Source organism: Streptomyces sp. NPDC015125, from assembly GCF_043080045.1.
Taxonomy (GTDB): Bacteria; Actinomycetota; Actinomycetes; order Streptomycetales; family Streptomycetaceae; genus Streptomyces.
In genome coordinates this window covers 112,922-135,208 of sequence record NZ_JBIBVF010000027.1, presented here as the reverse complement: position 1 = coordinate 135,208, position 22,287 = coordinate 112,922, and the positions used below count along the sequence as shown (strand labels likewise).

The following is a 22,287-nucleotide window of genomic DNA, read 5'->3' as shown; positions in this document are numbered from 1 at the left end:
CCGCCGGGACCGTGGGCGCCCGGCCCGTTGGCCCCCGCGAGACCGGCCTGCAGGGACGCACCATCGGCGAGCATCGTCGCCGCGGCATGCACCCCGCCACCACCGGTGCCACCCGCGGCGGGTGGTGCGGAGGGCGGGGGCGGAGGCGGAGGCGGACCGTCGGGGCTGCCGGAGCCCCGGCCGCCCGCGGACGCGGTGGGCCTGCCGGGCGGGCCGGGAGGCTTGGGCGCACCGGGGGGACCGGGCGGCTTGGGCGCACCGGGCGGGCCGGGAGGCGCGGGCGGCGGCACACCGGGGCCGCCGGGACCGCCGCCGGGACCGTGGGCGCCCGGCCCGTTGGCCCCCGCGAGACCGGCCTGCAGGGACGCACCATCGGCGAGCATCGTCGCCGCGGCATGCACCCCACCGCCACCGGTGCCACCCGCGGCGGGGGACGCCGTGCCACCGGAGCCGGAAGCACCGGCTCCATCGGAACCATCGGCCGCACCCGTACCGCCCGTCCCGTCCACCGCACTGAGATCCAGCTCCGCCGCATCCAGCTGCGAGACCATCTGCGTCGGCACATAGCCGCCGGCCGGGCCCGTAGCGGGCGGGGCGGCCTGCGCCGGCTCCTGCGATGCACCGCCACGGCCCGCGCCCGGGGGACCGGGCACGCCGGGAGGCGGCGGGCCCGCGGCGGCGTTACCGGGCAGCGACGAACCATCGGCCAGCATCGTCGCCGCGGCATGCACCCCACCGCCACCGGTGCCACCCGCGGACGGCGCGGGCGGCGTCCCGGGACCGGGCACACCGGGCCCGGCCGCGGCGGGCGCACCGGCACCGGGCGCAGCGGCACCCGGCGGCGGCGGTACGTCGGCGACCGGCGGGCCGGACGGCGGCGGCAGATCCGGCAGCCCCGCAGCGGCGGGCGGCGCAGCCGGCATCGGCGGCGGCAAGGGGACGCCGCCGATGCCGGCCTCGTCCGGCAGATTCAGCGCGGGCGCCACCTGCGTACGCGGCAACTGACTGCCGCCGTGCAGCAGTTCGGTCTTGGCCTCCGGCCGGGCGCGGGGCGCCTGCGGGGCGTCGTCCTCCTCGTCGAAACCGGCCAGCGGCGGCGCGAAGACCGTCGCGGGCAGCCCCACCGAACGGTCCTCGCCCCCCGCGCCGGCGGTCGTGTCCGCCCCGGCCCACGGCGTCGGCGCCCCGGCAGCCGCGGCCGCCTCCTCACCTGCGCGGGCGGGCGCACCCTCGGTGCCGTTGACGCTCACCCCCGCCCAGGCGTCCGAGCCCGGCGGCGCGGCAGCGGGCGCGGGCGCAGCGAACGGAGAAGCCGCGGAAGAAGCCGCCGGGGAAGCCGCCGGCGCTGCACCCGCAGCTCCCGCGGCACCCATGCCCCCGGCACCCGTGCTTCCGGAACCCGCGGGGCCGGCACCCGTACTCCCGGCCCCCCGCCGGCCCGACCCGCCGATCGTGTCCGCCGCCTGCTGCAGCCACTCCGGCGGCGTCAGCAGAAACGACGTGGCCTCCAGATCGATCCGCTGCGGCGGCGCCTCGGCCGCGCCGTACCCGCCGTCCGCAGGGGCGCCGTACGCCTCCTCGTAACGCCGGATGACCTCACCCACCGGCAGCCCCGGCCACAGCGTCGTCTCCCCGCTGTCCCGCGTGATCACCATCCGGGCCCGGCCGCCATCCGTCGACGGGCCACCCTCCCGGTCCTCGGCCCAGGCCACAAAGCCCAGATCGAACTCCCGCACCCGCACCTCACGATGCAGCGGCGCCGGGACGTCACCGTTCACCCACAGCTCCGCGCGCTCCTGCGCCTGCGCGAACGTCACCACCGTGCTCAGCCCCCCACCGCAACCGCGTACGCAAAACCGCCGTCGACCATCAGGTTCGCCACGGTGTCCAGCTCCGGCGGATTGCCCACCAGCCGCTGCAGAAAGTCATCGAAATCCGCGCCGCACGGCAACAGCAGCCGCTCCACCCGCTCCTGCACCGTCCAGCCGTCCTGATCCCGCGCATCGTCGTACGGGCAGAACCACACCGAACCGAGCGCCTCGCCGCGCACCTTCACCGCGACCACACCGCCCTGTACGAACGCCACACCCAGATAGTCCTTGGTGAAGTGGTCCCGCAGACACTTGTTCACATAGATCAGATCGTTGACCGCCGCGTCATCGCGCACCGTGAAGAACGGCTGGTCGACCAGCAGCCCCAACTCCGCATCCAGCGCCGCGCCCACCGGAGCGCAGCCGCCCGCGGCCTTCAGGAACGACCGGTAGGCGCCCGGCAGCCGATAGCCCAGCGCCTCCTCGGCCTGCGCCACCTGCTCCTCACCCACCGACAGATCGCGGTGCGGCAGCCCGAAATGCACCGGCCGGGTCTCCTGCAGCGGCCGGGTACCGCGCCGGTCGTGCGCCACCGCGGCCGTCGCCAGCCCGCCGTGATGGCGCAACAGCGCCTTCACCTCGACCGGGATCAGCTCCATCCGCCGGGTACCGGCCACGTGATGCCAGGTCCAGCCGTGCGGCGTCGCCACCGCCGGCACATCTATCCACAGCTCGTGCCCCTGCGCGTGCAGCGCCGCATTCGCCGACACATAGTCCGTCAGCCGCAGCTCGTCGACGCCGAAACCCTCCGGCGGCTCGGCGATCTCCGCCGCGGCGCGCGCATACGGCGAGAACTCCGGGACACCGCGGGCGTCCATCCGCACCCCGGCGGGGTACCGCGTGGCGCGGACCGGGTCCGGAAAATGCACGACCTGTCCGGCATAGGCCGCATTCGGTGGGGCGGTACCTCCCGCCACCTGGGGGCCGGGGAGTGCCCCCAGCCCTTGCCGACCTGTCGTCATCGCGGTTGCCCCCTGGCTGAAGCTGGCTTTGGGGCACAGCCTATGCCGTACCGCAACACCCGCCCCCGCCCGCCTGCCCCCACACGTCAGCCCCGCGACACACCGGCGTCACCCACCGCCACACCACCCCCGAGCCCCCCGCGCACCACCCCGCCCACCAGCCCCGTTCCGCCGCGCCCGACGCCCCGTCAGTTCACCGTGACATCGCCGACAGGCCGCCCGACTACCGCAACGCCCAGCACATTTGGCAGGCTGACCCTCCCCCACCATTGGCGGGGAGACCCCCAGTACCACGGGGATTCGGGGAGGGAAAGCACCACCATGAGCACCACTGCACGCCACCACAACTCAGCCGCCGGCGACCCCCGCACCGCCGCCGGCGACCCACGCATCGGCTGGAGCGGCACCACGGACGCCCATCGCGCGCCCGCCCTCCACCACCGCCGCGACGGCATCCTCCCCACCATCGGCGCCGCCCTGTCCGTACGCGGACAAACCCTCACGTGCACCGCGAGCAAGGCCGAACAGCCCCCCGCCCTGCACCCGCTGGTCCAGGACTTCCTCGACGCCCTCGCCACCGCACAGCGCGAACGGTTCACCGGACGCTGCCCCGAAGCCGTCCTGCTCTCCCGTCACCTCACCGCCGTCGAGGGCAACCGCGGCAAACGCGCCTCCCGCAAACCCCTCACCAATGGCGAAGCCCGCCGCTCCCTGAAACACTCCAAGATCACCGCACGCCACATCCGCGAGGACGGCGACCCGCAGCACGGCAGCTACGCCCCGCCCTGCCGCTCCTGCGACGCCCTCCTCGCCCACTTCGGCGTCATGCCCATCAGCGGCACCACGCCCACAGGAAGCTGACCGCCACCATGCCGCCCACCACCCCCGGCCCCCGCACCCCCGCCCACGACCTCGCCGACTCGACCCGCTTCCCCGCCGCCGTCGACGTCGCCCTCCAGGAAGCCGGCTGGCAACCCGGCCGCTGGGACATACAGCAGGCCGAACACTGGGCCGACACCCTCCGCGCCCACACCTCCCCCGCCGGCCACCGCCACACCGTCTTCCCCGCCGCCGTCGAAGCCTGGGCCGAATTCGGCGACCTGCACATCACCGGCCCCGGCCCCGGGCGCCACATCGCCCCCACCCCGTTCGCCATCAACCCCCTGCACGGCCTCCACCTCGCCCGCACCCTCGGCGACCTCGGCCGTGCACTGGAAACCGACGTGGCCCCCCTCGGCCGCGAAGAACTCACCACCGACGGCACCACCTACGGCCAGGCCACCCTCGCCATCGACACCGAAGGCCGCGTCTACAGCCTCGACCACACCGGCGACTGGTACCTGGGACCCGACCTCGACAGCGCCCTCGGGACACTGGTGCTGGGGACACGGCCGAGCCGCCTCGGCTTCGCGTCTTACGGCTGACGTCTCGCCATTCGCCTCCGGCGGGCGGACGTGTTTGGGCGCGGGCTCACCTTTCGCCTCCGGCGGGGGTGGGGGTTGGGCGGGGGCCGCCTTTCGCCTCCGGCGGGGTGGGTGTGGTTTGGGCGGGGGTCGCTTGCTGTTCGTGGTGGGTGCCGGTGGCGGGCCTCCGGGGGTGGGTGTGCGGACTGCTTCGCTTTACGTCCGCACACCCACCCCCTCCGGCCCACCACCTCCCGCCCGGGAACGCGACCCCCGCCCGGTGGGGGTGAAGGATTCAAAAACCAGAAGCTCGGCCGCGTCGTGGCGTAGCCGATGCTTGGGTCTTTGGTCTTTTCCTTCACCCCCACCGGGGTGGGGTTTCCCAACCGTCGGGAGGGGGCGGGGCCGGAGGGGTGGGTGTTCGGGCTTTGCTTCCAAGGTCCGAATAAGGAGCAAAGGCGGAGCGCAGCGGAGCGTAAAGCGAAGCAGTCCGACAACCCACCCCGGAGGCCCCGAACCTGCCACCCACCACAAACCCGGGGCCCCACCCCAAACAACCAACCCCGCCGAAGGCGGCTTCTCAGCCGGTGGCCGGCCTTGCGGCCGGGAGCACCGCCGAGACCCGAAAACCGCCCGCCTCCGTCGGGCCCGAGACGAACACGCCGCCGAGCGCCGTCACCCGCTCCCGCATCCCCACCAGGCCATTGCCGCCGCTCGGCAGACCCGCATCGGCCGCGCCGCCGTCGCAGGGGCCGTTCTCCACCTGCACGGCGAGCTCGCCGTCCCGGTGCGCCAACCGCACCCGCGCCCGCGCACCCGGCGCATGCTTGTGCACATTGGTGAGCGCTTCCTGCACCACGCGGTACACGGTCCGCTCCACCCGCGCCGCATACCGGCGCCCGGCCACGGCAGACGCCCGCTCCTCCGCGAACCCCTCCTCCGCAGACCCGTCCACCATCAGCTCGACCACCATCCCGGCCGCCCGGGACTGGCCCACCAGATCCGCCAGCTCCGACAGGCACGGCCCCTCGGAATCCGCGTCCCCCGCCTCGGGCCCCGGCGACGCCGCCACCCCGGAACCGGAGCCACCGGCCAACGCCGACGACGCCCCGTCCACGGACGGCTCGGACGCCCGCGCCTGCACCGTCGCCTTCGCCCCCGCCTGCGACGCCACCGCCGCCAGCCGCTCCGGCGCACCCGACGCCGCAGCGCCACGCCCCGCCGCCCCCTCGGCCGTACGCAACACCCCGAGCATCTCCCGCAGCTCCGTCAGCGCCTGGCGCCCCATGTCGCCCACCAGCCCCGCGTTCTTCGAGGCCTTCTCCGGGTCCTTCAGCGCCACCGCCTGCAGGGCGGCCGCATGCACCACCATCAGACTCACCCGGTGCGCGACCACATCGTGCATCTCCCGCGCGATCCGGGTCCGCTCCTCGTTACGGGCCCACTCGGCCCGCTCCTCGGCCCGGTCCGCCAGCAGCGACAGCTCACGCTCCAGACCGTCCGCCCGCTCCCGCAAGCTCTCCACCAGCCGCCGCCGGGCCGCGATATACAGCCCCCACAGCACCGGCGGCGCCGTCAGCACCAGCCCCACCGCCAGCGCTATCAACGGCACGAACCACATCGGCGGATGGAATTCCTGCTGTGCCGCGACGTCCTCCCGCAGGCTGAGGAACGTCGTCACCAACGTCCCCGCCACCGTCATGCCCGCCAACAGGGCCGTGATCCGCCGCGGCACATCCGACGCAGCCAGCGTGTACAGCCCCACCACGCTCAGCAGCCCGCCCATCTCCGCAGGCATCACCGCGATCGAAGCGAGCACCACCACCACGGGCCACCGACGACGCACCAGCAGCACCGGCCCCGCCAGCAGGCCGAGCATGATCCCCAGCAGCCCGGGCACCTGCGCCTCGTGCGCGAAATTGGTGCCCTCCCACGCACACTCCACCGCAGAAGCCGCCGCCAGAAACACATCCAGCACCGCACTCCGCCGCCGGGCCCACCACCATGGCCCGTCCACCGGCGCACCCCGCGCGCCCACACCTTCACTTGCCCCCGTCGCGGTCATACCGCCCAGCCTACGGGCGCCCGCCCTCGATCCCCCGCCCCGTTACAGGTCATAGACCAGGCCCATTACCAGCCCTTACCACTGGTTATCCCTCGAACTGTTGAATCACCCACATTTCCGTCCCTTCCGCACGCGTGGCCACGGCACTCTGTTCCCATGCCGAACACTCATCGGAACCACCCCGACTACGAGGCGTTACGCCCTCAGGCCGTCGCCCTGCGCCGCGCCGGCCTCAGCCGCCGCCAGATCCGCGACCGCCTCCACATCCACAACAACGACATCCTCAACCGCCTCCTCGAAGGCGAACCCGCCCCCGACTGGACCCGCCGCCCGAACGCCAAGGACGACCTCCGCGAGCGGGCCCGAGCACTGCGGAAGGAGGGCAGGACCTACGACGAGATCCAGGTCGAGCTGGGCTGCTCGAAGAGTTCGATCTCGCTGTGGGTACGAGATCTGCCGAAACCGCCACCCCGCACCCCCGAAGAGGCCTCGGCCATCGCCCGACGCGGCTGGGAGGCCACACTCAAACGTCGCGACGAGGAGCGGCAGCGGACGAAACAGGCCGCGACGCGCGAGATCGGCGCGCTCACCGACCGGGAGCTGTTCCTGATCGGCGTCGGCCTGTACTGGTCGGAGGGCGGCAAGAGCAAGCCCTACCGTCTCAGCGAACGCGCCATCTTCATCAACAGCGACCCCGACATGATCCGGGTCTACCTCGCATGGCTCCGCCTGCTGGGCGTGAACAATGAGCGACTGCGGTTCTATGTGCACATCCACGAGTCGGCCGACACAGGGGCCGCGGAACGCTTCTGGGCCGACATCACAGGTGCCGACCCGTCGGCCTTCGGCAAGACCACGCTCAAGAGACACCGCCCCAAGACGGTCCGCAAGAACGTCGGGGAGAACTACCACGGCTGCCTGATGATCCATGTTTCACAAAGCGCGGAGCTATACCGTCGCATCGAAGGCTGGTGGTACGGCATAGTGTTGGGTGCTGAGCGATCAGCCTGACGGAATGTCCGGTTTGATCCTCTTTACTATCCCCCGTGGTGTAATGGGCAACACTGTCGGTTTTGGTCCGACCATTAGAGGTTCGAGTCCTCTCGGGGGAGCCCCTTATCGAACGGGCAATTTCCGGGTCCTGACCACCAAGTCGGGACCCGCCCGCGTTTCGGCTGCTATACGCACCGGTATCCTTCGGGTGACCACCACCCGAAGTAGCCAAGAAGCCGAAGGGCATCCCCGTGAGCGCCAACCGCCCGGCAGCCGTCGTCGTTCTCGCAGCGGGTGAGGGCACCCGCATGAAGTCGGCGACCCCCAAGGTCCTGCACGCCCTCTGCGGCCGCTCCCTCGTCGGACATGTCGTCGCCGCCTCCCGAGAGCTGGATCCCGAGCATCTCGTCGTGGTCGTCGGCCATGCCCGTGAGCAGGTGCAGGCGCATCTGGCCGAGGTCGACCCCGCCGTCCGCACCGCCGTGCAGCACGAGCAGAAGGGCACCGGCCATGCGGTCCGTACCGCCCTGGAAGAGCTGAGCAACGGCGGTGTCGCCCTCGACGGCACCGTCATCGTCGTCTGTGGCGACACTCCGCTGCTGACCGGCGATACCCTGCGGCTGCTCGGCGATACGCATGCGGCGGACGGCAATGCCGTGACCGTCCTGTCCGCCGAGGTCCCGGACTCCACCGGCTACGGGCGCATCGTGCGCGAGGCGGGTACCGGCGCGGTGACCGCGATCGTCGAGCACAAGGACGCCACCGCAGGCCAGCGCGCGATCCGGGAGATCAACTCGGGGGTCTTCGCCTTTGACGCGCAGCTCCTGGTGGATGCGCTCGGCAAGGTCCGTACGGACAACAGCCAGGGCGAGGAGTACCTCACCGATGTGCTGGGGATCGTGCGGGAGGCCGGGCACCGGGTCGGTGCGGCGGTGTCCGCCGATCACCGGGAGATTCTGGGGATCAACAACCGGGTGCAGCTGGCGCAGGCGCGGCGGCTGCTGAACGACCGGCTGCTGGAGCGGGCGATGCTGGCCGGTGTGACGGTGGTGGATCCGGCGTCGACGTGGGTGGATGTGTCGGTGACGTTCGAGCCGGATGCGACGGTTCACCCGGGTACGGAGCTGCTGGGTGCCAGCCATATCGCCACCGGTGCCGAGGTGGGTCCGCATTCCCGGTTGGCGGACACGTCGGTGGGTGCGGGCGCGGTGGCGTCGTTCACGGTGGCCGAGGGTGCGCGGATCGGTGCGGGTGCGAGTGTCGGTCCTTATGCGTATCTGCGGCCGGGGACGGATCTGGGCCCGAAGTCGAAGGCCGGCACGTATGTGGAGATGAAGAACGCGTCGATCGGCGAGGGCACGAAGGTGCCGCATCTTTCGTATGTGGGAGATGCGACGATCGGTGAGTTCACCAATATCGGTGCGGCGAGCGTCTTTGTGAACTACGACGGTGAGGCGAAGCACCACACCACGATCGGGTCGCATTGCAAGACGGGGTCGGACAACATGTTTGTGGCTCCGGTCACGGTCGGGGACGGCGCTTATACGGCGGCGGGCTCGGTCATCACCAAGGATGTGCCCCCGGGTTCGCTGGCGGTCGCGCGTGGCCAGCAGCGGAATATCGAGGGTTGGGTCGCGCGGAAGCGGCCCGGAAGCGCCGCCGCGCAGGCGGCTTCGACCGCTCGCCAGGATGCCGAGGGCGAGCGGTGATCGTGCAAGGGGTGCGCCGTGCGGGGCGTACCTTTGTTGAGCGCACGCAAACTGTGATTCGAGGAGATTTGCTGTGACCGGGATCAAGACGACCGGCGAGAAGAAGCTGATGCTCTTCTCCGGCCGCGCCCACCCCGAGCTTGCCGAGGAGGTCGCGCACCAGCTGGGTGTGGGCCTGGTCCCGACCAAGGCATTCGACTTCGCCAATGGTGAGATCTACGTCCGCTATCAGGAGTCGGCGCGTGGCGCGGACTGCTTTTTGATTCAGAGCCACACGGCTCCGATCAATAAGTGGATCATGGAGCAGCTCATCATGATTGATGCGCTGAAGCGGGCTTCGGCGCGAAGCATCACGGTGGTCGTGCCGTTCTATGGCTATGCGCGGCAGGACAAGAAGCACCGTGGCCGTGAGCCGATTTCGGCGCGGCTGATCGCGGATTTGATGAAGACCGCGGGTGCGGACCGTGTGGTGACCGTGGATCTGCACACGGACCAGATCATGGGCTTCTTCGACGGTCCTGTGGATCATCTTTTTGCGCTGCCGGTCCTTGCGGACTATGTGGGCGCGAAGGTGGACCGGGACAAGCTGACGGTGGTGTCGCCGGACGCCGGCCGGGTGCGGGTCGCGGACCGCTGGTGTGACCGTCTGGGTGCGCCGCTGGCGATCGTCCACAAGCGGCGTGACAAGGACGTGGCGAACCAGGTCACCGTGCACGAGGTCGTCGGCGATGTGAAGGACCGGGTGTGTGTCCTGGTCGACGACATGATCGACACCGGTGGCACGATCTGTGCGGCGGCGGATGCGCTGTTCGCGAATGGTGCGTCGGATGTGATCGTGACGGCGACGCACGGTGTGCTGTCGGGTCCGGCGGCGGACCGGCTGAAGAATTCGAAGGTGAGCGAGTTCGTGTTCACGAATACGCTGCCGACGCCTTCGGAGCTGGAGCTGGACAAGATCACGGTGCTGTCGATGGCGCCGACGATCGCCCGCGCACTCCGTGAGGTGTTCGAGGACGGCTCGGTGACGAGCCTCTTCGAGGAGCAGTGAGCTGAAGGTTCCGGGCGGGCCTGTGAGGTAGTCCGGGGCTGATCGACTTTGGGGCGGCCTTCCGGCCGGGTAGACTCATCGAGTTGCTCGGCGAGGGAGGCCGCCCTTTTGTGGTGGCTGTCCGTTATCGACGCGCTCTTCGTAGCAGGTCTGTCGTGGGCCGGGTAACGCCCACCAGAGGTTTTCTGCGATACGAGGAGTGCTGTTATGGCTGAGGTCAAGCTCACCGCCCAGGTTCGTACCGACTTCGGTAAGGGTGCCGCCCGCCGTGCGCGCCGCGCCGACCTGGTTCCCGCGGTGATTTACGGTCACGGCGAGGACCCCCAGCACGTGGCGATCCACAACCACGCGCTGATGATGGCGCTGAAGACGCCGAACGCCCTGATCCGTCTGGACTTCGACGGCAAGAGCGAGCTGGTCATCCCCAAGGCTGTGCAGCGTGAGGCGATCCGCCAGTTCCTGGTGCACGTGGACTTCCTGGCCGTGAAGAAGGGCGAGAAGGTCTCCGTCGAGATCCCGATCCACGTCGAGGGCGACCTGGCCCCGGGCCAGCACGTCCTGGAGCACGTGCTGAACGCGCTGCCGATCGAGGCCGAGGCCACCCACATCCCGGAGTCGGTCACGGTGTCCGTCGAGGGCCTGGAGGCGGGCTCTTCGGTGCTGGCCAAGGACATTGCCCTGCCGAAGGGTTCCTCGCTGTCCGTCGAGGACGACGCGGTCGTGCTGCAGGTTGTCGCGGCGCAGGCCGAGGCTCCGGCCGAGGAGGCCGCCGAGGGTGAGGGCGAAGGCTCCGAGGCCTGAGTCGTTTTTCGCTGAGGCGGTTTCTCAGCGAGTGGTCCAGCCGCTGCCGCGCGCCTTGGGGCGTGGGGTGGCGGTTGGGCTGTTTCATGGGCAGTTGCGGTCGGGGCCGGTGCGGAGTTGCCGGCGGATGTGGGAGTGGCTGAGATGGCGGACGCTGATCCGTGGCTGGTGGTGGGGCTGGGTAACCCGGGCCCGGAGTATGCGCGTAATCGCCACAATGTGGGGTTCATGGTGGCGGATTTGCTGGCGGAGCGGATGGGGGGCCGTTTCAAGGCGCACAAGGCGCGGGCGCAGGTGGTGGAGGGGCGTTGTGGGGCGCCGGGTCCGTCGAGTCGTCGGGTCGTGGTGGCGAAGCCGTTGTCTTTCATGAATCTGTCGGGTGGGCCGACGACGGGGTTGCGGGATTTCTACAAGGTGCCGGTCGGCAACATCATTGCGATTCATGATGAGTTGGATATCGATTACGGTGCGTTGCGGCTGAAGCTGGGTGGCGGTGACAACGGTCACAACGGTTTGAAGTCGATGACGAAGTCGCTGGGTGCGGAGTATCACCGGGTGCGGTTCGGGATCGGGCGTCCGCCGGGTCGTATGCAGGTGGCGGATTTTGTGCTGAAGGATTTCTCTTCGGCGGAGCGGCGCGAGCTGGATTATTTCGTGGACCGTGCGGCGGATGCGGTGGAGACGCTGATCGTGGACGGTCTGGAACGGGCGCAGAGTACGTACAACTCCTGAATGGGACAGCGCGGGTCAGGCTCTGACGAACCGTTGTCCGAGGTTGACCGGGTGCGGGTTATGGCCAAGGATCGCCGCCATGCCCAGAAGCAGTACGCGCACCAGTGCGGTCAGACGTAGTCGTACCCGGCGGGCCGGTGAGAGCGCCTATGGGGCGCTGCTGCTGGCCAGGACCGGGGTGATGGGTCTGCTGGCGTTGCTCCTGCTGGTGGCGGGGGTGTGGACGTCGTGGCACACGGCGCAGTACGCGATGCTCGTCAAGGCGCGGGAGCGCGGGATGATGACGGTGTCGGCGTGTGAGGCGGAGCGGTGCACCGGCTCGTATGTGCCGACGGGGGGCGATGGCCGGCCGCGGTCGAGGGTGACGATCGCTCAGGCGGCGGCGGGGGGCAAGGGCGAGCGGGTCGAGGTGACGGTCGAGCCGGGGACGGCGCGTGCGGTGCGGACCGGGGCGGGCGGGATCCTGCATGCGTGGGTGCCGTTCGCGGGGTCGTTGCTGCTGGCGGCGCTGGTGGTGGCCGGGGGGATGCGGCTGCGGCGTACGGCGTGGGTGATGGGTTTGTTGGGGGCGGTGTTGTTGGGCGCGGCGTTCGCTGCGCTGTAGGGCATGCATGACGGCGGCCCGTCCCTCCGGTGGGAGGGACGGGCCGCCGTCGTGTGTGCCCGGTGGTGTCAGCCGGTGTTGCGCAGTCCGGCGGCGACGCCGTTGACGGTGAGCAGCAGGGCACGGGCGAGGACCGGGTCCGGCTCCTCGCCGCGCTCGGCGGCGGTGCGCTGGCGGTCCAGCAGCGAGACCTGGAGGTAGGAGATCGGGTCGAGGTAGGCGTCGCGGATGTGGAAGGTCTGCTTGAGGACCGGGTTGGAGTCGAGGAGGGTCTTCTCCCCGGTGACGCGCAGGACCTCGGCGACGGTGAGTTCGTGTTCGGCCTTGATGACGTCGAAGACGTGCTTGAGCTCGTCGGGCACGAGGGTGTCGACGTAGTGCTGGGCGATCCGCAGGTCGGTCTTGGCCAGCGTCATGGTGACGTTGGACAGGAAGTTGCGGAAGAAGTGCCAGTGCTCGTGCATCTCGTCCAGGACGCTGTCGAGTCCGGCCTCGCGGGCGGCCTTGAGGCCGGTGCCGACGCCGAACCAGCCGGGGACGATCTGGCGGGACTGGGTCCAGCCGAACACCCACGGGATGGCGCGCAGTCCGTCGAGGCCGGCGCCGGAGTCGGGGCGGCGCGAGGGGCGCGAGCCGAGGTGGAGCTCGGCGAGCTGGTCGACGGGGGTGGAGGCGAAGAAGTACGCGGGCAGGTCGGGGTCCTCGACCAGGCTGCGGTAGGAGCCGTGGGCCGCCTCGGAGACGGTTTCCATGGCGGCGTCCCAGCGGGCCAGGGCCTCGTCGGACTGCCGGGGGGCGGTGTGCAGGGCGGAGGCCTGGAGCGTGGCGGCGACCGTCAGTTCCAGGTTCTCCCGGGCCAGCGACGGCACCAGGTACTTGTCGGAGATGACCTCGCCCTGTTCGGTGACCTTGATCTCGCCTTCGAGGGTGCCGTAGGGCTGGGCGAGGATCGCGTCGTGGGAGGGGCCGCCGCCGCGGCCGACGGTGCCGCCGCGGCCGTGGAAGAGGCGCAGCCGGACGCCGTGGCGGTGGGCGACGTCGCGCAGCAGGCGCTGGGCGCGGTGGATCTCCCACTGGGAGGTGGTGATGCCGCCGAACTTGGAGGAGTCGGAGTAGCCGAGCATGACCTCCTGGACGTCGCCGCGCAGGGCGACCAGGCGCCGGTAGGAGGGGTCGGCGAGCATCTCGTCGAGAAGCTGGTCGGCGATCTTCAGCTCGTCGGTGGTCTCCAGGAGCGGCACGATGCCGATCTTGGCCCAGCCGGCGTGCAGGTCGATCAGTCCCGCCTCGCGGGCGAGGACGGTGGCCGCGAAGACGTCGTCGGAGCCCTGGCACATGGAGATGATGTAGGACTCGACGACCTCGGGGCCGAAGGTCTCCTTGGCCTTGAGGATGGTGCGGAAGACGCCGAGGGTCTTGGCGCCGGCCTCGTCGAGCGGGGCCGGGGTGGGGGCCAGCGGGCGGCGGGAGCGCAGTTCCTTGGCGAGCAGCTTGCGGCGGTAGTCGCGCGGCATGTCCACATAGCGCCAGGATTCTTCGCCGAGGCGGTCGAAGAGCTGGCCGAGGGCGTGGTGGTGGGCGTCGGCGTGCTCACGGACGTCCATGGTGGCGAGCTGCAGGCCGAAGGCGGCGATGGTGCGCAGGGTGCGCTCCAGGCGGCCGTCGGCGACCAGGCCGCCGCGGTGGGCGCGCAGCGAGGTCTGGATGAGGGCCAGGTCGTCGAGGAGCTCCGCGGTGCCGAGGTAGTCGCGGCCGGGGACGTGGGGGGTGTCGCCGGCCAGGCGGTCGCGGGTGTTGACGAGCTTCTGGCGGATGCAGGTGGCCTTGAGGCGGTAGGGCTCCTCGCTGTTCAGCCGCTTGTAGCGGGGGCTGATCTCGGGGAGGAGGCCGAGGTCGTGCTGGAGGGATTCCAGCAGTTCGTCGGTGGCGCCGCAGTTGCGGATGGAGTTGGACAGCGCGCCGCGGAGTTCGTCGACGTGCTCCAGGGCGTCGGTGATGCCGTGCTCGTGCTGGAGGAGCAGCACGTCCCAGGTGACCTGCGGGGTGACGTTGGGGTTGCCGTCGCGGTCGCCGCCGATCCAGGTGCCGAAGGTGAGCGGGCGGGTGCCGGCGGGCAGCTCGGTGCCGGCCCGCTCCAGCTCGGCGGCGAGGTCTTCGAGGACGTCGCCGACGGCGCCGCGGCCCAGCTCGTCGAGGTAGTAGATGGCGTTGCGGGCCTCGTCGGTGGGCTCCGGGCGGGCGACGCGCAGCTCGTCGGTCTGCCAGATGAGGTCGATGTTCTCGGCGAGGCGGAGGTCGGCGCGGCGGCGCTCGGAGTCCGTGCTGTCCAGCAGCTCGGCGACCTTGCGGAGCTTGGTGAGGACGGAGCGCCGGGCGGCCTCGGTGGGGTGCGCGGTGAACACGGGGCGCACACCGAGGTTGCGGGCGGTCGCCTTCAGGTGCTCGGGGTCGGCGTCCTTGAGCATGTCGGCGGTGCGGGCGAGGATGCCGCCCTCGGCGGCGCGCTTGGCGCCCAGCTCACGGCCGCGGTGCACCTGCTCGGTGACGTTGGCGAGGTGGAAGTACGTGGAGAAGGCGCGCACCAGCTTGGCGGCGGTGGCCAGGTCGGTGTCGCCCAGGAGCCGGGCTGCGGCTTCGCCGTCGGAGCGGGTCAGGGCGCGTACCCGCTCGACGAGGTCGAGGAGCTCTGAGCCTTCCTGCCGGACGAGGGTTTCGCCGAGGAGGTCGCCGAGGCGGCGGATGTCGGCGCGCAGGGCGATGTTGTCGCTCGGGCCGGGGTCGAGGCTCTCGATGGGCGCGATCTCGGCTGGAGTGTTGTCGGCACTGCTCACAGGTGCGGCTCCTTGCAGCGATCAGGGGCGTCGCACCGCGGCTCATGGGAGAGGTGCCGGCGGGCGACGGGTGGGCAGGTCTGATGCGGGCGGGTTGCGGACCGCGCTGTCCGACGTCCCCAGGATAGGTCTGCCCAGCGTCAGCAGATCACACCGTCCGCTGGGTGGGCAGATGCGTCACAGGGGGTAGGTGTGGCGCCTGTCACGGCCTTGCCCGTCGCGGCGGCACTGCCATACTTACGAGACCGTAGGTTACGGTCCCGTAGCCGTAGCCGTGCCCCCGAGCCCCCCGACGAGGGACACCATGACCGCTCGTTCCGAAGCCGTAGAAGATCCCCCGATTCCTGCCGGTTCATCCGCCGGTCCGGCCACTACCGCCACGTCACCGTCCGCGACGCTGGGTGGCGAGCAGCGCCGGTCCGTCGAACAGATCACGCTGCTGCTCTTCATCACCGTCCCGTTCGTGGCGCTGGTCGCCGCGGTCCCGCTGGCCTGGGGCTGGGGGGTGAGCTGGCTGGATCTGGGGCTGATGGTGGCGATGTACTACATCGGCTGCCACGGCATCACGATCGGCTTCCACCGCTACTTCACGCATGGCTCGTTCAAGGCGAAGCGGCCGCTGCGGATCGCGCTCGCGATCATGGGCTCGCTCGCTGTCGAGGGGCCGCTGGTCCGCTGGGTGGCGGACCACCGCAGGCATCACAAGTTCTCCGACGCGGAGGGCGACCCGCACTCCCCGTGGCGCTTCGGCGAGACGGTGCCGGCCCTGATGAAGGGCCTGTGGTGGGCGCACATCGGCTGGATGTTCGACGAGGAGCAGACGCCGCAGCAGAAGTACGCACCGGACCTGATCAGGGACGATGCGATCCGTACGGTCTCCCGCCAGTTCGTCCTGTGGACGACGGTGTCGCTGCTGGTCCCGCCGCTGGTGGGCGGTCTGGTGACCTGGTCCTGGCAGGGTGCGCTGACCGCCTTCTTCTGGGGTTCCCTGGTCCGCGTCGCGCTCCTGCACCACGTCACATGGTCGATCAACTCCATCTGCCATGCGGTGGGCAAGCGCCCGTTCAAGTCCCGCGACCGCTCGGGCAACGTGTGGTGGCTGGCCGTGCTGTCCTGCGGTGAGTCCTGGCACAACCTGCACCACGCGGACCCCACCTGTGCCCGGCACGGGGTGATGAAGGGGCAGCTGGACTCCAGCGCCCGGCTGATCCGCTGGTTCGAGAAGGCGGGCTGGGCGTATGACGTCCGGTGGCCGGACGCGTCCCGTATCGATGCCCGACGCGCGGAGCCGGCCGCCGGGGGTACGTCCCGGCGGTAGGCGGGGAAGGCATGATTGACGGGTGGCGATCGACAACAGCACGAGCAACAGCAAGGGCAAGCCCTCCCCGGCCGCGGGCACGCGGCGGGCCCGCCGGGTCCGGATGACCGGTGCGGAGCGCCGGGAGCAGCTGCTGGACATCGGTCGCACGCTCTTTGCCGAGCGGGGCTACGAGGGCACTTCGGTGGAGGAGATCGCGGCGAAGGCCGGGGTCTCCAAGCCGGTGGTCTACGAGCACTTCGGAGGCAAGGAAGGCCTGTACGCGGTGGTCGTGGACCGCGAGATGCGACAGCTGCTGGACATGGTGACCGGCGCACTGACCGCCGGCCACCCCCGCGAACTCCTCGAACAGGCGGCGTTCGCGCTGCTCGATTACATCGAGACCTTCACCGACGGCTTCCGCATCCTGGTCCGCGATTCCCCGGTGGCCCAGTCCACGGGCACCTTCGCCTCCCTCATCAGCGATATCGCCACCCAGGTCGAGGACATCCTGGGCCTGGAATTCAAGGCCCGCGGCTTTGACCCGAAACTGGCCCCGCTCTATGCGCAGGCCCTGGTCGGCATGGTCGCGCTGACCGGCCAGTGGTGGGTGGACACCCGCAAGCCGAAGAAGGCCGAGGTGGCGGCGCACCTGGTGAATCTGGCCTGGCACGGCCTGGGCAACCTGGAGGCGAAGCCTCGGTTGATAGGGCATCGGAAGAACTGAGGGGCGGGAGCGGGGTGGCGGGGCTCGGGGGCGGGGCGTCTCCATGGCCCATGGCGACGCCTCAGCTGTGCTGACCCAGCGGTGACGCCTCAACGGCGAGGGCTCCATGGCCACCCACCTGGTGATCCTCATCTGACACACTGGTCGGCCGTCGACGTGTATCGCGCCTCACCAGGAGCCACCGGACGGTCATCCGGGTACGCGAGGGTGAGACCTTTGCGGGGCGAGGCGAGGCGAGCCCGAACAGGAGCAGCAAACCGCATGACCGAGATAACGTTCTGCCTTTCCCGGGCAGATTTCGCGCAGCAATTCACCGCGCTTCCCGGGCACGAGGCATGGGGGGCGCTCCAAACGGGAAATGGGCGGATTGCCGCCGAATCACCGCTGGCCCGGGTTCATCGCCAGGGCGGCAGTGACGGCCACGATGCGGCCTTCGCCCTCACCGCGGCGGCAGAGCCCGCCCACACCCTGTGCACCGTCGCCCCCGAGGCCGGCGCCGCCGGCTCGCAGAACGCGTATGCGGTGCACGACGGAACCGGCCACCTCATCGGCCGGATCGTCCACGAGCGTTCCCCGCTGGGAATCCGCCAGGCCTGGCGCATCGAGGACGCGGTCAGCCAATGCAGCGCGATCGCCTACAAGGGAAATATCCGCGGCTGGATCGCCTATTGGGCCATCTCGCCGTTCTGGGCCATTCTGGCGCTGATCCACCTCTTCAACGGTGACCTGCATCCGGGCCGTTCACTGTGGAGCAAGCCCTACCGTGCCCGCTGGCACCTGCGGACCGGCGGCGGACCGAAGAAGGCCGCCCTCGACTTCAACACCGGCCGCTACCGCGCAGATCCCGGACTGCTGAATGTGCACCTCCTCTATGCGCAGGCCGCCCTGTACGGCGCGTAGCGCCGGGGCCGGGCACCGCTCTCCGTTTCACGGAGTGCCGCCATGCAGCTTTTCACGGAGTGCCATCGTGCAGCCCCATGCAGGCATTCGATATCTGGTGACATATCCGGCATACCCTACAGTTTATTTCTTCATGCATCTTTGCCATGCCACCTCGCTGCACATTGCCCCTCCCTTAACCCTGCGCTTTCACCCCGTCGGGCGGTCACGATACGGTGAGTAAATGTGCCGATCCGGGATCGTCGCACCCAAGAAATAGCTGAGCGATGGGGGAATCGCGCCGTGGCGACAGACTTCAAAATCGATGTCGAGCGCATCCAGGCGATGCTCAAGAAGCTCGCGGATGCGGACGACCGCATGCGAGATGCGCAGCACCGGCTCAACAAGGTGGGCCCGAAGACTCTGGGCACCGATGGCCTCGACGATGCCTGTGACGAGTTCCAGGATCAGTGGGGTGACGGCATCAAGCGGATCTCGGGTGCCGCGAAGGAGATCCACGAGAAGCTCAAGCTGACGCTGGACGCCTATAAGGCAGGCGAAGAAGAGAACGCCAAGATGATGGGCAAGAAGTAGCCACCGGCGCAGCCTGATCGGCTCTACGCGATACCGAAGAAAAGTTTGCTCACACGGGGAGACGCATGTCCTGGCGCAGCATATTCATCGAAGACGACTCGGCCTGGCCCGGCGTCAAGTTCAATCCGGCCAAGGGAGATCTGGACCAGATCCAGGCACTCGCTTCGGATGTGAAGTCCGTTGGTGACGAGCTCGACGAACTCGACCATATGCTCAAGTCGATCGGTAAGAGCGACGGCGCATGGGAAGGTGAAGCGGCGCAGAACTTCGCGAAGAAGCTCGGCGAACTGCCCAAGTACCTTCACCAGGGCAGCGAATCCATGCACGACTGCGCAAAGGCTTTGCGGGGCTGGCACACCCATCTGCAGGGATTCCAGCACAAGGCCGAAAAGATCGAGACGGAGGCCGCGGCGACCCGCAAGGACGTGACGGCCAACCGAGAGCATTACGACCGGCTGAAAAAGCGGTACGACGACCTCAACCTGGCGACCGTGGATGCGGAGGACCCCGGGTTCAAGAAGCTCATCACCGACATCGACACGGCCACGCACAAGGTCGACAACTCCCAGGACAAGCTGGACGACCTCGTCCGCGAGGCCGAGCGCATCTACGCCCAGTGGAAGGACCGCGCCGGCGAGGCCGAGCGCGCGATTCTCAAGGCCTCGGAGAACCACCCGCCGGACCTCCACTGGTGGAACAAGGCGATCGACGGCCTGAAGGCCGGCTTCCGGGCCTTCACGGACTGGCTGGTCGACCACGCGGACCTGCTGTCCACCATCTCGTCAGGCCTGGCCGCGGCCGCGCTCGCCTGCGAGTTCATTCCGGTTGCCGGAACGGCGGTGGGTGCCGTGCTCGCCGGCGCCTCGGCGGTCTGCGCCGCCGGCGCGATGGCAGGCCACTGGATCGGCAATGCGCGAGGCAACGGCACCCCGGGGTGGAAGATCGGGCTCGACGCGCTCGGGGTGATCCCGGGTGTCGGCGGCGTCGCGAAGTCTGCGTTCGCGGGCGCCAAAATCGGCACACGCGCCGCGAGCATAGCCGGGGCCGGTGGGCTGGGAAAGGTGGCCGCCGGGGCCCAGGGCCTGACGAGGGGATACAAGCTCGGCGACAAGGTCTACGAAGGGGTGCGGTCCCCCCTCAGCCAGAAGGGCATCAACTTTCTCCTGAAGGGCAAATTCCCGGAGGGGAAGGTACCGACCGCTGTGGAGGCCGGAATCCAGTTGCCCATCAAGGCGGGGTCCTTCATTCATGGTGCCGAAAAGCAGTTCTCCGGTCATTCGGGAGAGAAATAGCTCCGGGTCGACACTGAACGCAGAAGTGAGACAGAGCGCTCGCGCGGCCATCACGGGTCGCGCGACGCAGGGTCGACGCGAGCCCTTTTCTGGTTCGGCCGGCCGAGCGGCGCACAAGCCGGCCGCGGGAACAGCGAAAGGATCGAACCATGTCGAATGACGCCGGGGACGCGACGGCGGGCACGCCGTCCCTGCAGCAGAGAGCGTCCGGACTGCGCATCGGCTGGATCATGCCACCCTTCCTCCACGAACTTCCCGTGAATGCCGTGGATGACGAAGCAGCGGCCGATCAGTTGTACGCACTGGTCACGGAACTCCTGCCACATCACCCTCCGGAGTACCAGTACCGCTTCGCACTGGGCCTCTCAGCGCAGTTGGAACCCATGGCGGCAGCCAATGTCATCTATGCCGGCCTCTGCCCGCTCGAAGTGGAGGGACGGCCGAGTCTGTCGACCATCGTGGTCAGTCAGATGGAGCACGACAGTGAGGACGAGGCCGAGCTGCTGCGCACGACGCGCGAGCTCCTGGAGCGGAAGTACCCGGACGACGACTGCCAGGCCGTGGAGTTGACGTGCGGACCTGCCCTCACCCGTATCGGCACCTCCAGGTTCGTCATCAGTGCGGAGTGGTCGGCATCCGGTAATGAGCTGCCGGTTGTCCTCACGCAGATGCAGGCCTATATCCCGCTGCCCGGTACCGCGGAAATACTGGTCTTCGAACTCAGTTCGCAAGCGAGCGAGGACTGGGGTCTGCATGCCGAAGTCTTCGGCGAAATCCTCAACACTGTCGACTGGGGGACGGACCAGGAAGTTGAGGACTATCGCGCCATGCAGGGCGGAGTCTCGGCCGGTGCGTCGGCCGTCGCCGAGCCGGATGAGTCCGTCAAAAAGGGCTTGTACTGGCACTCCAGCAGGCTGCTCGACGCCATAGCCTTGCGCGGGCGCATGGGCGGGCAGGAACCCGTCGGCACCACCACCTGCCAGGATTGCTGGACCAAGGGCCTACGCACTCCGTGCATCGCCATGCACCATTGGCATATCGATCTCCCGTCGGCCGACGATCTCCCCGGTGCCCTGTCACGGGTGACAGCGACCTCGTCCACCAACGGCTGGGAATCGGAGACGACCGACACCGGTAACACCGTACGCGGGTGGGAAATCGATACCGCCGGGGAGCGGGTGGGCCACTCCTTCACCGTCTCCATCGATATATCTGCACGTCGAATCGCGGCCGAGGTGACCTCTCCATGCACTCGTGCCTCCGCCCCTGCCGATTCCCTGTTCGGCTAAGAGGAGCTGAGAACACTTGCGGGCCGATCTGGAGCAGAAAATCGCCGCGGTACTGCCCGCGGGCCAGATCTACCGGGGCGGATTCGCCACGTCACGCTGGACGTCCGGCACCACGGACCGCTGCGATGCGCCCGCTCAACCGGGGACCAAGGCGGGCGTCACCGTCGCGGTCGCAGCCACCGGCAGCCATTTCCAGTTCGTGTACGCAGAGTGCAGCCGCTGGAACGGGACACTGGACGAGGCGATCGAACTGGGTGCTTCTTTCCCCCGGAACCTGGACCCGGCTCACACACCAATCCCGACGAGGTGCAACTCCGTTTCGCCGATGGTTCGTGGGGGACGCTGAGGGGCCCGGCGCGGACGAACGCGCCACCTTCTCCCCGCACACCCTCGGCGAGCGCGACCCCATCCCGTAGCTCTGCCGTACCCGTAGCTCTGCTGTGGTGGGCCGCGGAACGGCCGCCCAGGGTTCTGTGCCCACCCCCGAAAGGAAGCGCCCCCCTCCATGCAGCCCGACCTGATGACCAGCATCGCCTCAGCGCTGCCCGTGAATGAGCGGCTCGTGGGGGCCTTCGAGGTCGGCCGTGCTCTGTCCGACCGTCGGGAGGACGATGCCGATGTGCCGCCCGACCGGCAGCCGAAGGTGCTGGTCGGGCACAGCAGGCCGGGAGACCGGCGGCGCGGCTTCCTCTCCTTTCTTTTTGACACCGCGACGCTCACCGACCCGAAACCAGGGCCGGTCAAGGCCACCGGCGATCCCGCGGCCCGGGTGAAGCGGCAGAAGAAGAACGGGCGGTTCTTCGGCACCTGGGACAGTCTGGCGGGCCAGTGGCTGGCGGCCGGTCAGCCGCATGCGGAGACCGGCGTGATCACCTTTGTCGCGCTCACCGAAGGCAATCTGCGATTCGTGTACGTGCAGAACATCCGCGGATCACAAACCGGTCGCGCGGTCGAGTCGGGCGCCTGTTTTCCCCGTACCGCCCTGGCCTGGACGCGTCACCGCGCCGGCGGGCGGAAGGAGTTCCAGTTCGGCTTCGGCGACGGCTCCTGGGGGACGTTGATGGTCCCCCAGGACAAGGAATTCCTGGCGCTTTTTCCCGGAACGCTCACCCACAAGGATCCCATTCCGTAACCGCCCCTAACGGCTCCAGGAATTCCAGCCGGTTGCCCACCGGGGCGGCCGAGTAGAA

19 protein-coding genes, 1 tRNA gene and 1 pseudogene are annotated in these 22,287 nt (G+C 69.5%); 17 read left to right on the top strand and 4 right to left on the bottom strand.

The annotated features are described in order from the left end of the window. Both ACF088_RS36640 and ACF088_RS36635 read right to left on the bottom strand, forming a co-directional pair. A pseudogene (locus tag ACF088_RS36640) lies at nt 1-1,817 on the bottom strand (hypothetical protein); the annotation flags it as partial. Nucleotides 1,818-1,825: 8 nt separating this feature from the next. Then, on the bottom strand, nt 1,826-2,833 hold the full coding sequence (locus tag ACF088_RS36635; RefSeq protein WP_392380252.1) for an SMI1/KNR4 family protein: 1,008 nt from the start codon (nt 2,831-2,833) through the stop codon (nt 1,826-1,828). A 321-nt stretch (nt 2,834-3,154) separates the two neighbouring features. Here ACF088_RS36635 and ACF088_RS36630 point away from each other — a divergent pair, with 321 nt between their 5' ends. After that, entirely contained in the window at nt 3,155-3,694 is a 540-nt protein-coding gene (locus ACF088_RS36630; RefSeq protein WP_392380251.1) for a YwqJ-related putative deaminase, read from the top strand. Nucleotides 3,695-3,702: 8 nt separating this feature from the next. Continuing rightward, entirely contained in the window at nt 3,703-4,257 is a 555-nt protein-coding gene (locus ACF088_RS36625; protein WP_392380250.1) for an SUKH-3 domain-containing protein, read from the top strand. 559 nt (nt 4,258-4,816) lie between these two features. Here ACF088_RS36625 and ACF088_RS36620 read toward each other — a convergent pair. Next, entirely contained in the window at nt 4,817-6,301 is a 1,485-nt protein-coding gene (locus ACF088_RS36620) for a sensor histidine kinase (RefSeq protein ID WP_392380249.1), read from the bottom strand. Between the two features lie 156 nt (nt 6,302-6,457). On the opposite strand from ACF088_RS36620, the gene ACF088_RS36615 reads away from it, so the two are divergent. From ACF088_RS36615 to ACF088_RS36585, 7 genes are all read left to right on the top strand, one after another. Beyond that, complete coding sequence (locus ACF088_RS36615) at nt 6,458-7,312, top strand: hypothetical protein (RefSeq protein ID WP_392380248.1); 855 nt, start codon at nt 6,458-6,460, stop codon at nt 7,310-7,312. Nucleotides 7,313-7,341: 29 nt separating this feature from the next. After that, a tRNA-Gln gene (locus ACF088_RS36610) sits at nt 7,342-7,413 on the top strand. Between the two features lie 132 nt (nt 7,414-7,545). Continuing rightward, nucleotides 7,546-9,003 (top strand): bifunctional UDP-N-acetylglucosamine diphosphorylase/glucosamine-1-phosphate N-acetyltransferase GlmU, encoded by a 1,458-nt coding sequence (gene glmU, locus ACF088_RS36605; RefSeq protein ID WP_392380247.1) that lies wholly within the window; start codon nt 7,546-7,548, stop codon nt 9,001-9,003. Between the two features lie 73 nt (nt 9,004-9,076). Next, nucleotides 9,077-10,051, top strand: coding sequence for a ribose-phosphate diphosphokinase (locus tag ACF088_RS36600; RefSeq protein ID WP_006605140.1), 975 nt, complete (start codon nt 9,077-9,079; stop codon nt 10,049-10,051). 207 nt (nt 10,052-10,258) lie between these two features. Beyond that, nucleotides 10,259-10,852, top strand: a complete 594-nt coding sequence (locus tag ACF088_RS36595) for a 50S ribosomal protein L25/general stress protein Ctc (RefSeq protein WP_392380244.1) — start codon at nt 10,259-10,261, stop codon at nt 10,850-10,852. A 144-nt stretch (nt 10,853-10,996) separates the two neighbouring features. Then, nucleotides 10,997-11,584 (top strand): aminoacyl-tRNA hydrolase, encoded by a 588-nt coding sequence (gene pth, locus ACF088_RS36590; RefSeq protein ID WP_392380242.1) that lies wholly within the window; start codon nt 10,997-10,999, stop codon nt 11,582-11,584. Between the two features lie 79 nt (nt 11,585-11,663). Then, the gene (locus ACF088_RS36585) at nt 11,664-12,188 is read left to right on the top strand and encodes a hypothetical protein (RefSeq protein ID WP_392380241.1); all 525 of its coding nucleotides are present in this window, start codon (nt 11,664-11,666) and stop codon (nt 12,186-12,188) included. A 68-nt stretch (nt 12,189-12,256) separates the two neighbouring features. On the opposite strand, the gene ppc is transcribed toward ACF088_RS36585, so the two are convergent. Continuing rightward, a complete protein-coding gene (ppc, locus tag ACF088_RS36580; RefSeq protein ID WP_392380263.1) occupies nt 12,257-14,980 on the bottom strand; it encodes a phosphoenolpyruvate carboxylase in 2,724 nt (907 codons plus the stop codon). A gap of 343 nt (nt 14,981-15,323) precedes the next feature. On the opposite strand from ppc, the gene ACF088_RS36575 reads away from it, so the two are divergent. The 8 genes from ACF088_RS36575 (at nt 15,324) to ACF088_RS36540 (ending at nt 22,229) form a co-directional block, all read left to right on the top strand. Next, complete coding sequence (locus ACF088_RS36575) at nt 15,324-16,337, top strand: acyl-CoA desaturase (protein WP_392380240.1); 1,014 nt, start codon at nt 15,324-15,326, stop codon at nt 16,335-16,337. A 22-nt stretch (nt 16,338-16,359) separates the two neighbouring features. Next, nucleotides 16,360-17,043 carry a TetR family transcriptional regulator gene (locus ACF088_RS36570; RefSeq protein ID WP_392380239.1) on the top strand — a complete coding sequence of 228 codons (684 nt, stop codon included), beginning with the start codon at nt 16,360-16,362 and terminating at the stop codon, nt 17,041-17,043. A gap of 261 nt (nt 17,044-17,304) precedes the next feature. Continuing rightward, nucleotides 17,305-17,943 carry a hypothetical protein gene (locus ACF088_RS36565; RefSeq protein WP_392380238.1) on the top strand — a complete coding sequence of 213 codons (639 nt, stop codon included), beginning with the start codon at nt 17,305-17,307 and terminating at the stop codon, nt 17,941-17,943. Between the two features lie 282 nt (nt 17,944-18,225). Next, on the top strand, nt 18,226-18,516 hold the full coding sequence (locus tag ACF088_RS36560) for a WXG100 family type VII secretion target (RefSeq protein WP_392380237.1): 291 nt from the start codon (nt 18,226-18,228) through the stop codon (nt 18,514-18,516). A gap of 65 nt (nt 18,517-18,581) precedes the next feature. Next, nucleotides 18,582-19,808: a putative T7SS-secreted protein gene (locus tag ACF088_RS36555; protein WP_392380236.1), complete on the top strand. Its 1,227-nt coding sequence runs from the start codon at nt 18,582-18,584 to the stop codon at nt 19,806-19,808. Between the two features lie 149 nt (nt 19,809-19,957). Beyond that, nucleotides 19,958-21,097 carry a hypothetical protein gene (locus tag ACF088_RS36550; protein ID WP_392380234.1) on the top strand — a complete coding sequence of 380 codons (1,140 nt, stop codon included), beginning with the start codon at nt 19,958-19,960 and terminating at the stop codon, nt 21,095-21,097. A 16-nt stretch (nt 21,098-21,113) separates the two neighbouring features. Beyond that, entirely contained in the window at nt 21,114-21,443 is a 330-nt protein-coding gene (locus ACF088_RS36545; protein ID WP_392380232.1) for a hypothetical protein, read from the top strand. A 159-nt stretch (nt 21,444-21,602) separates the two neighbouring features. After that, complete coding sequence (locus ACF088_RS36540) at nt 21,603-22,229, top strand: hypothetical protein (protein ID WP_392380231.1); 627 nt, start codon at nt 21,603-21,605, stop codon at nt 22,227-22,229. Nucleotides 22,230-22,287: the final 58 nt, after the last annotated feature.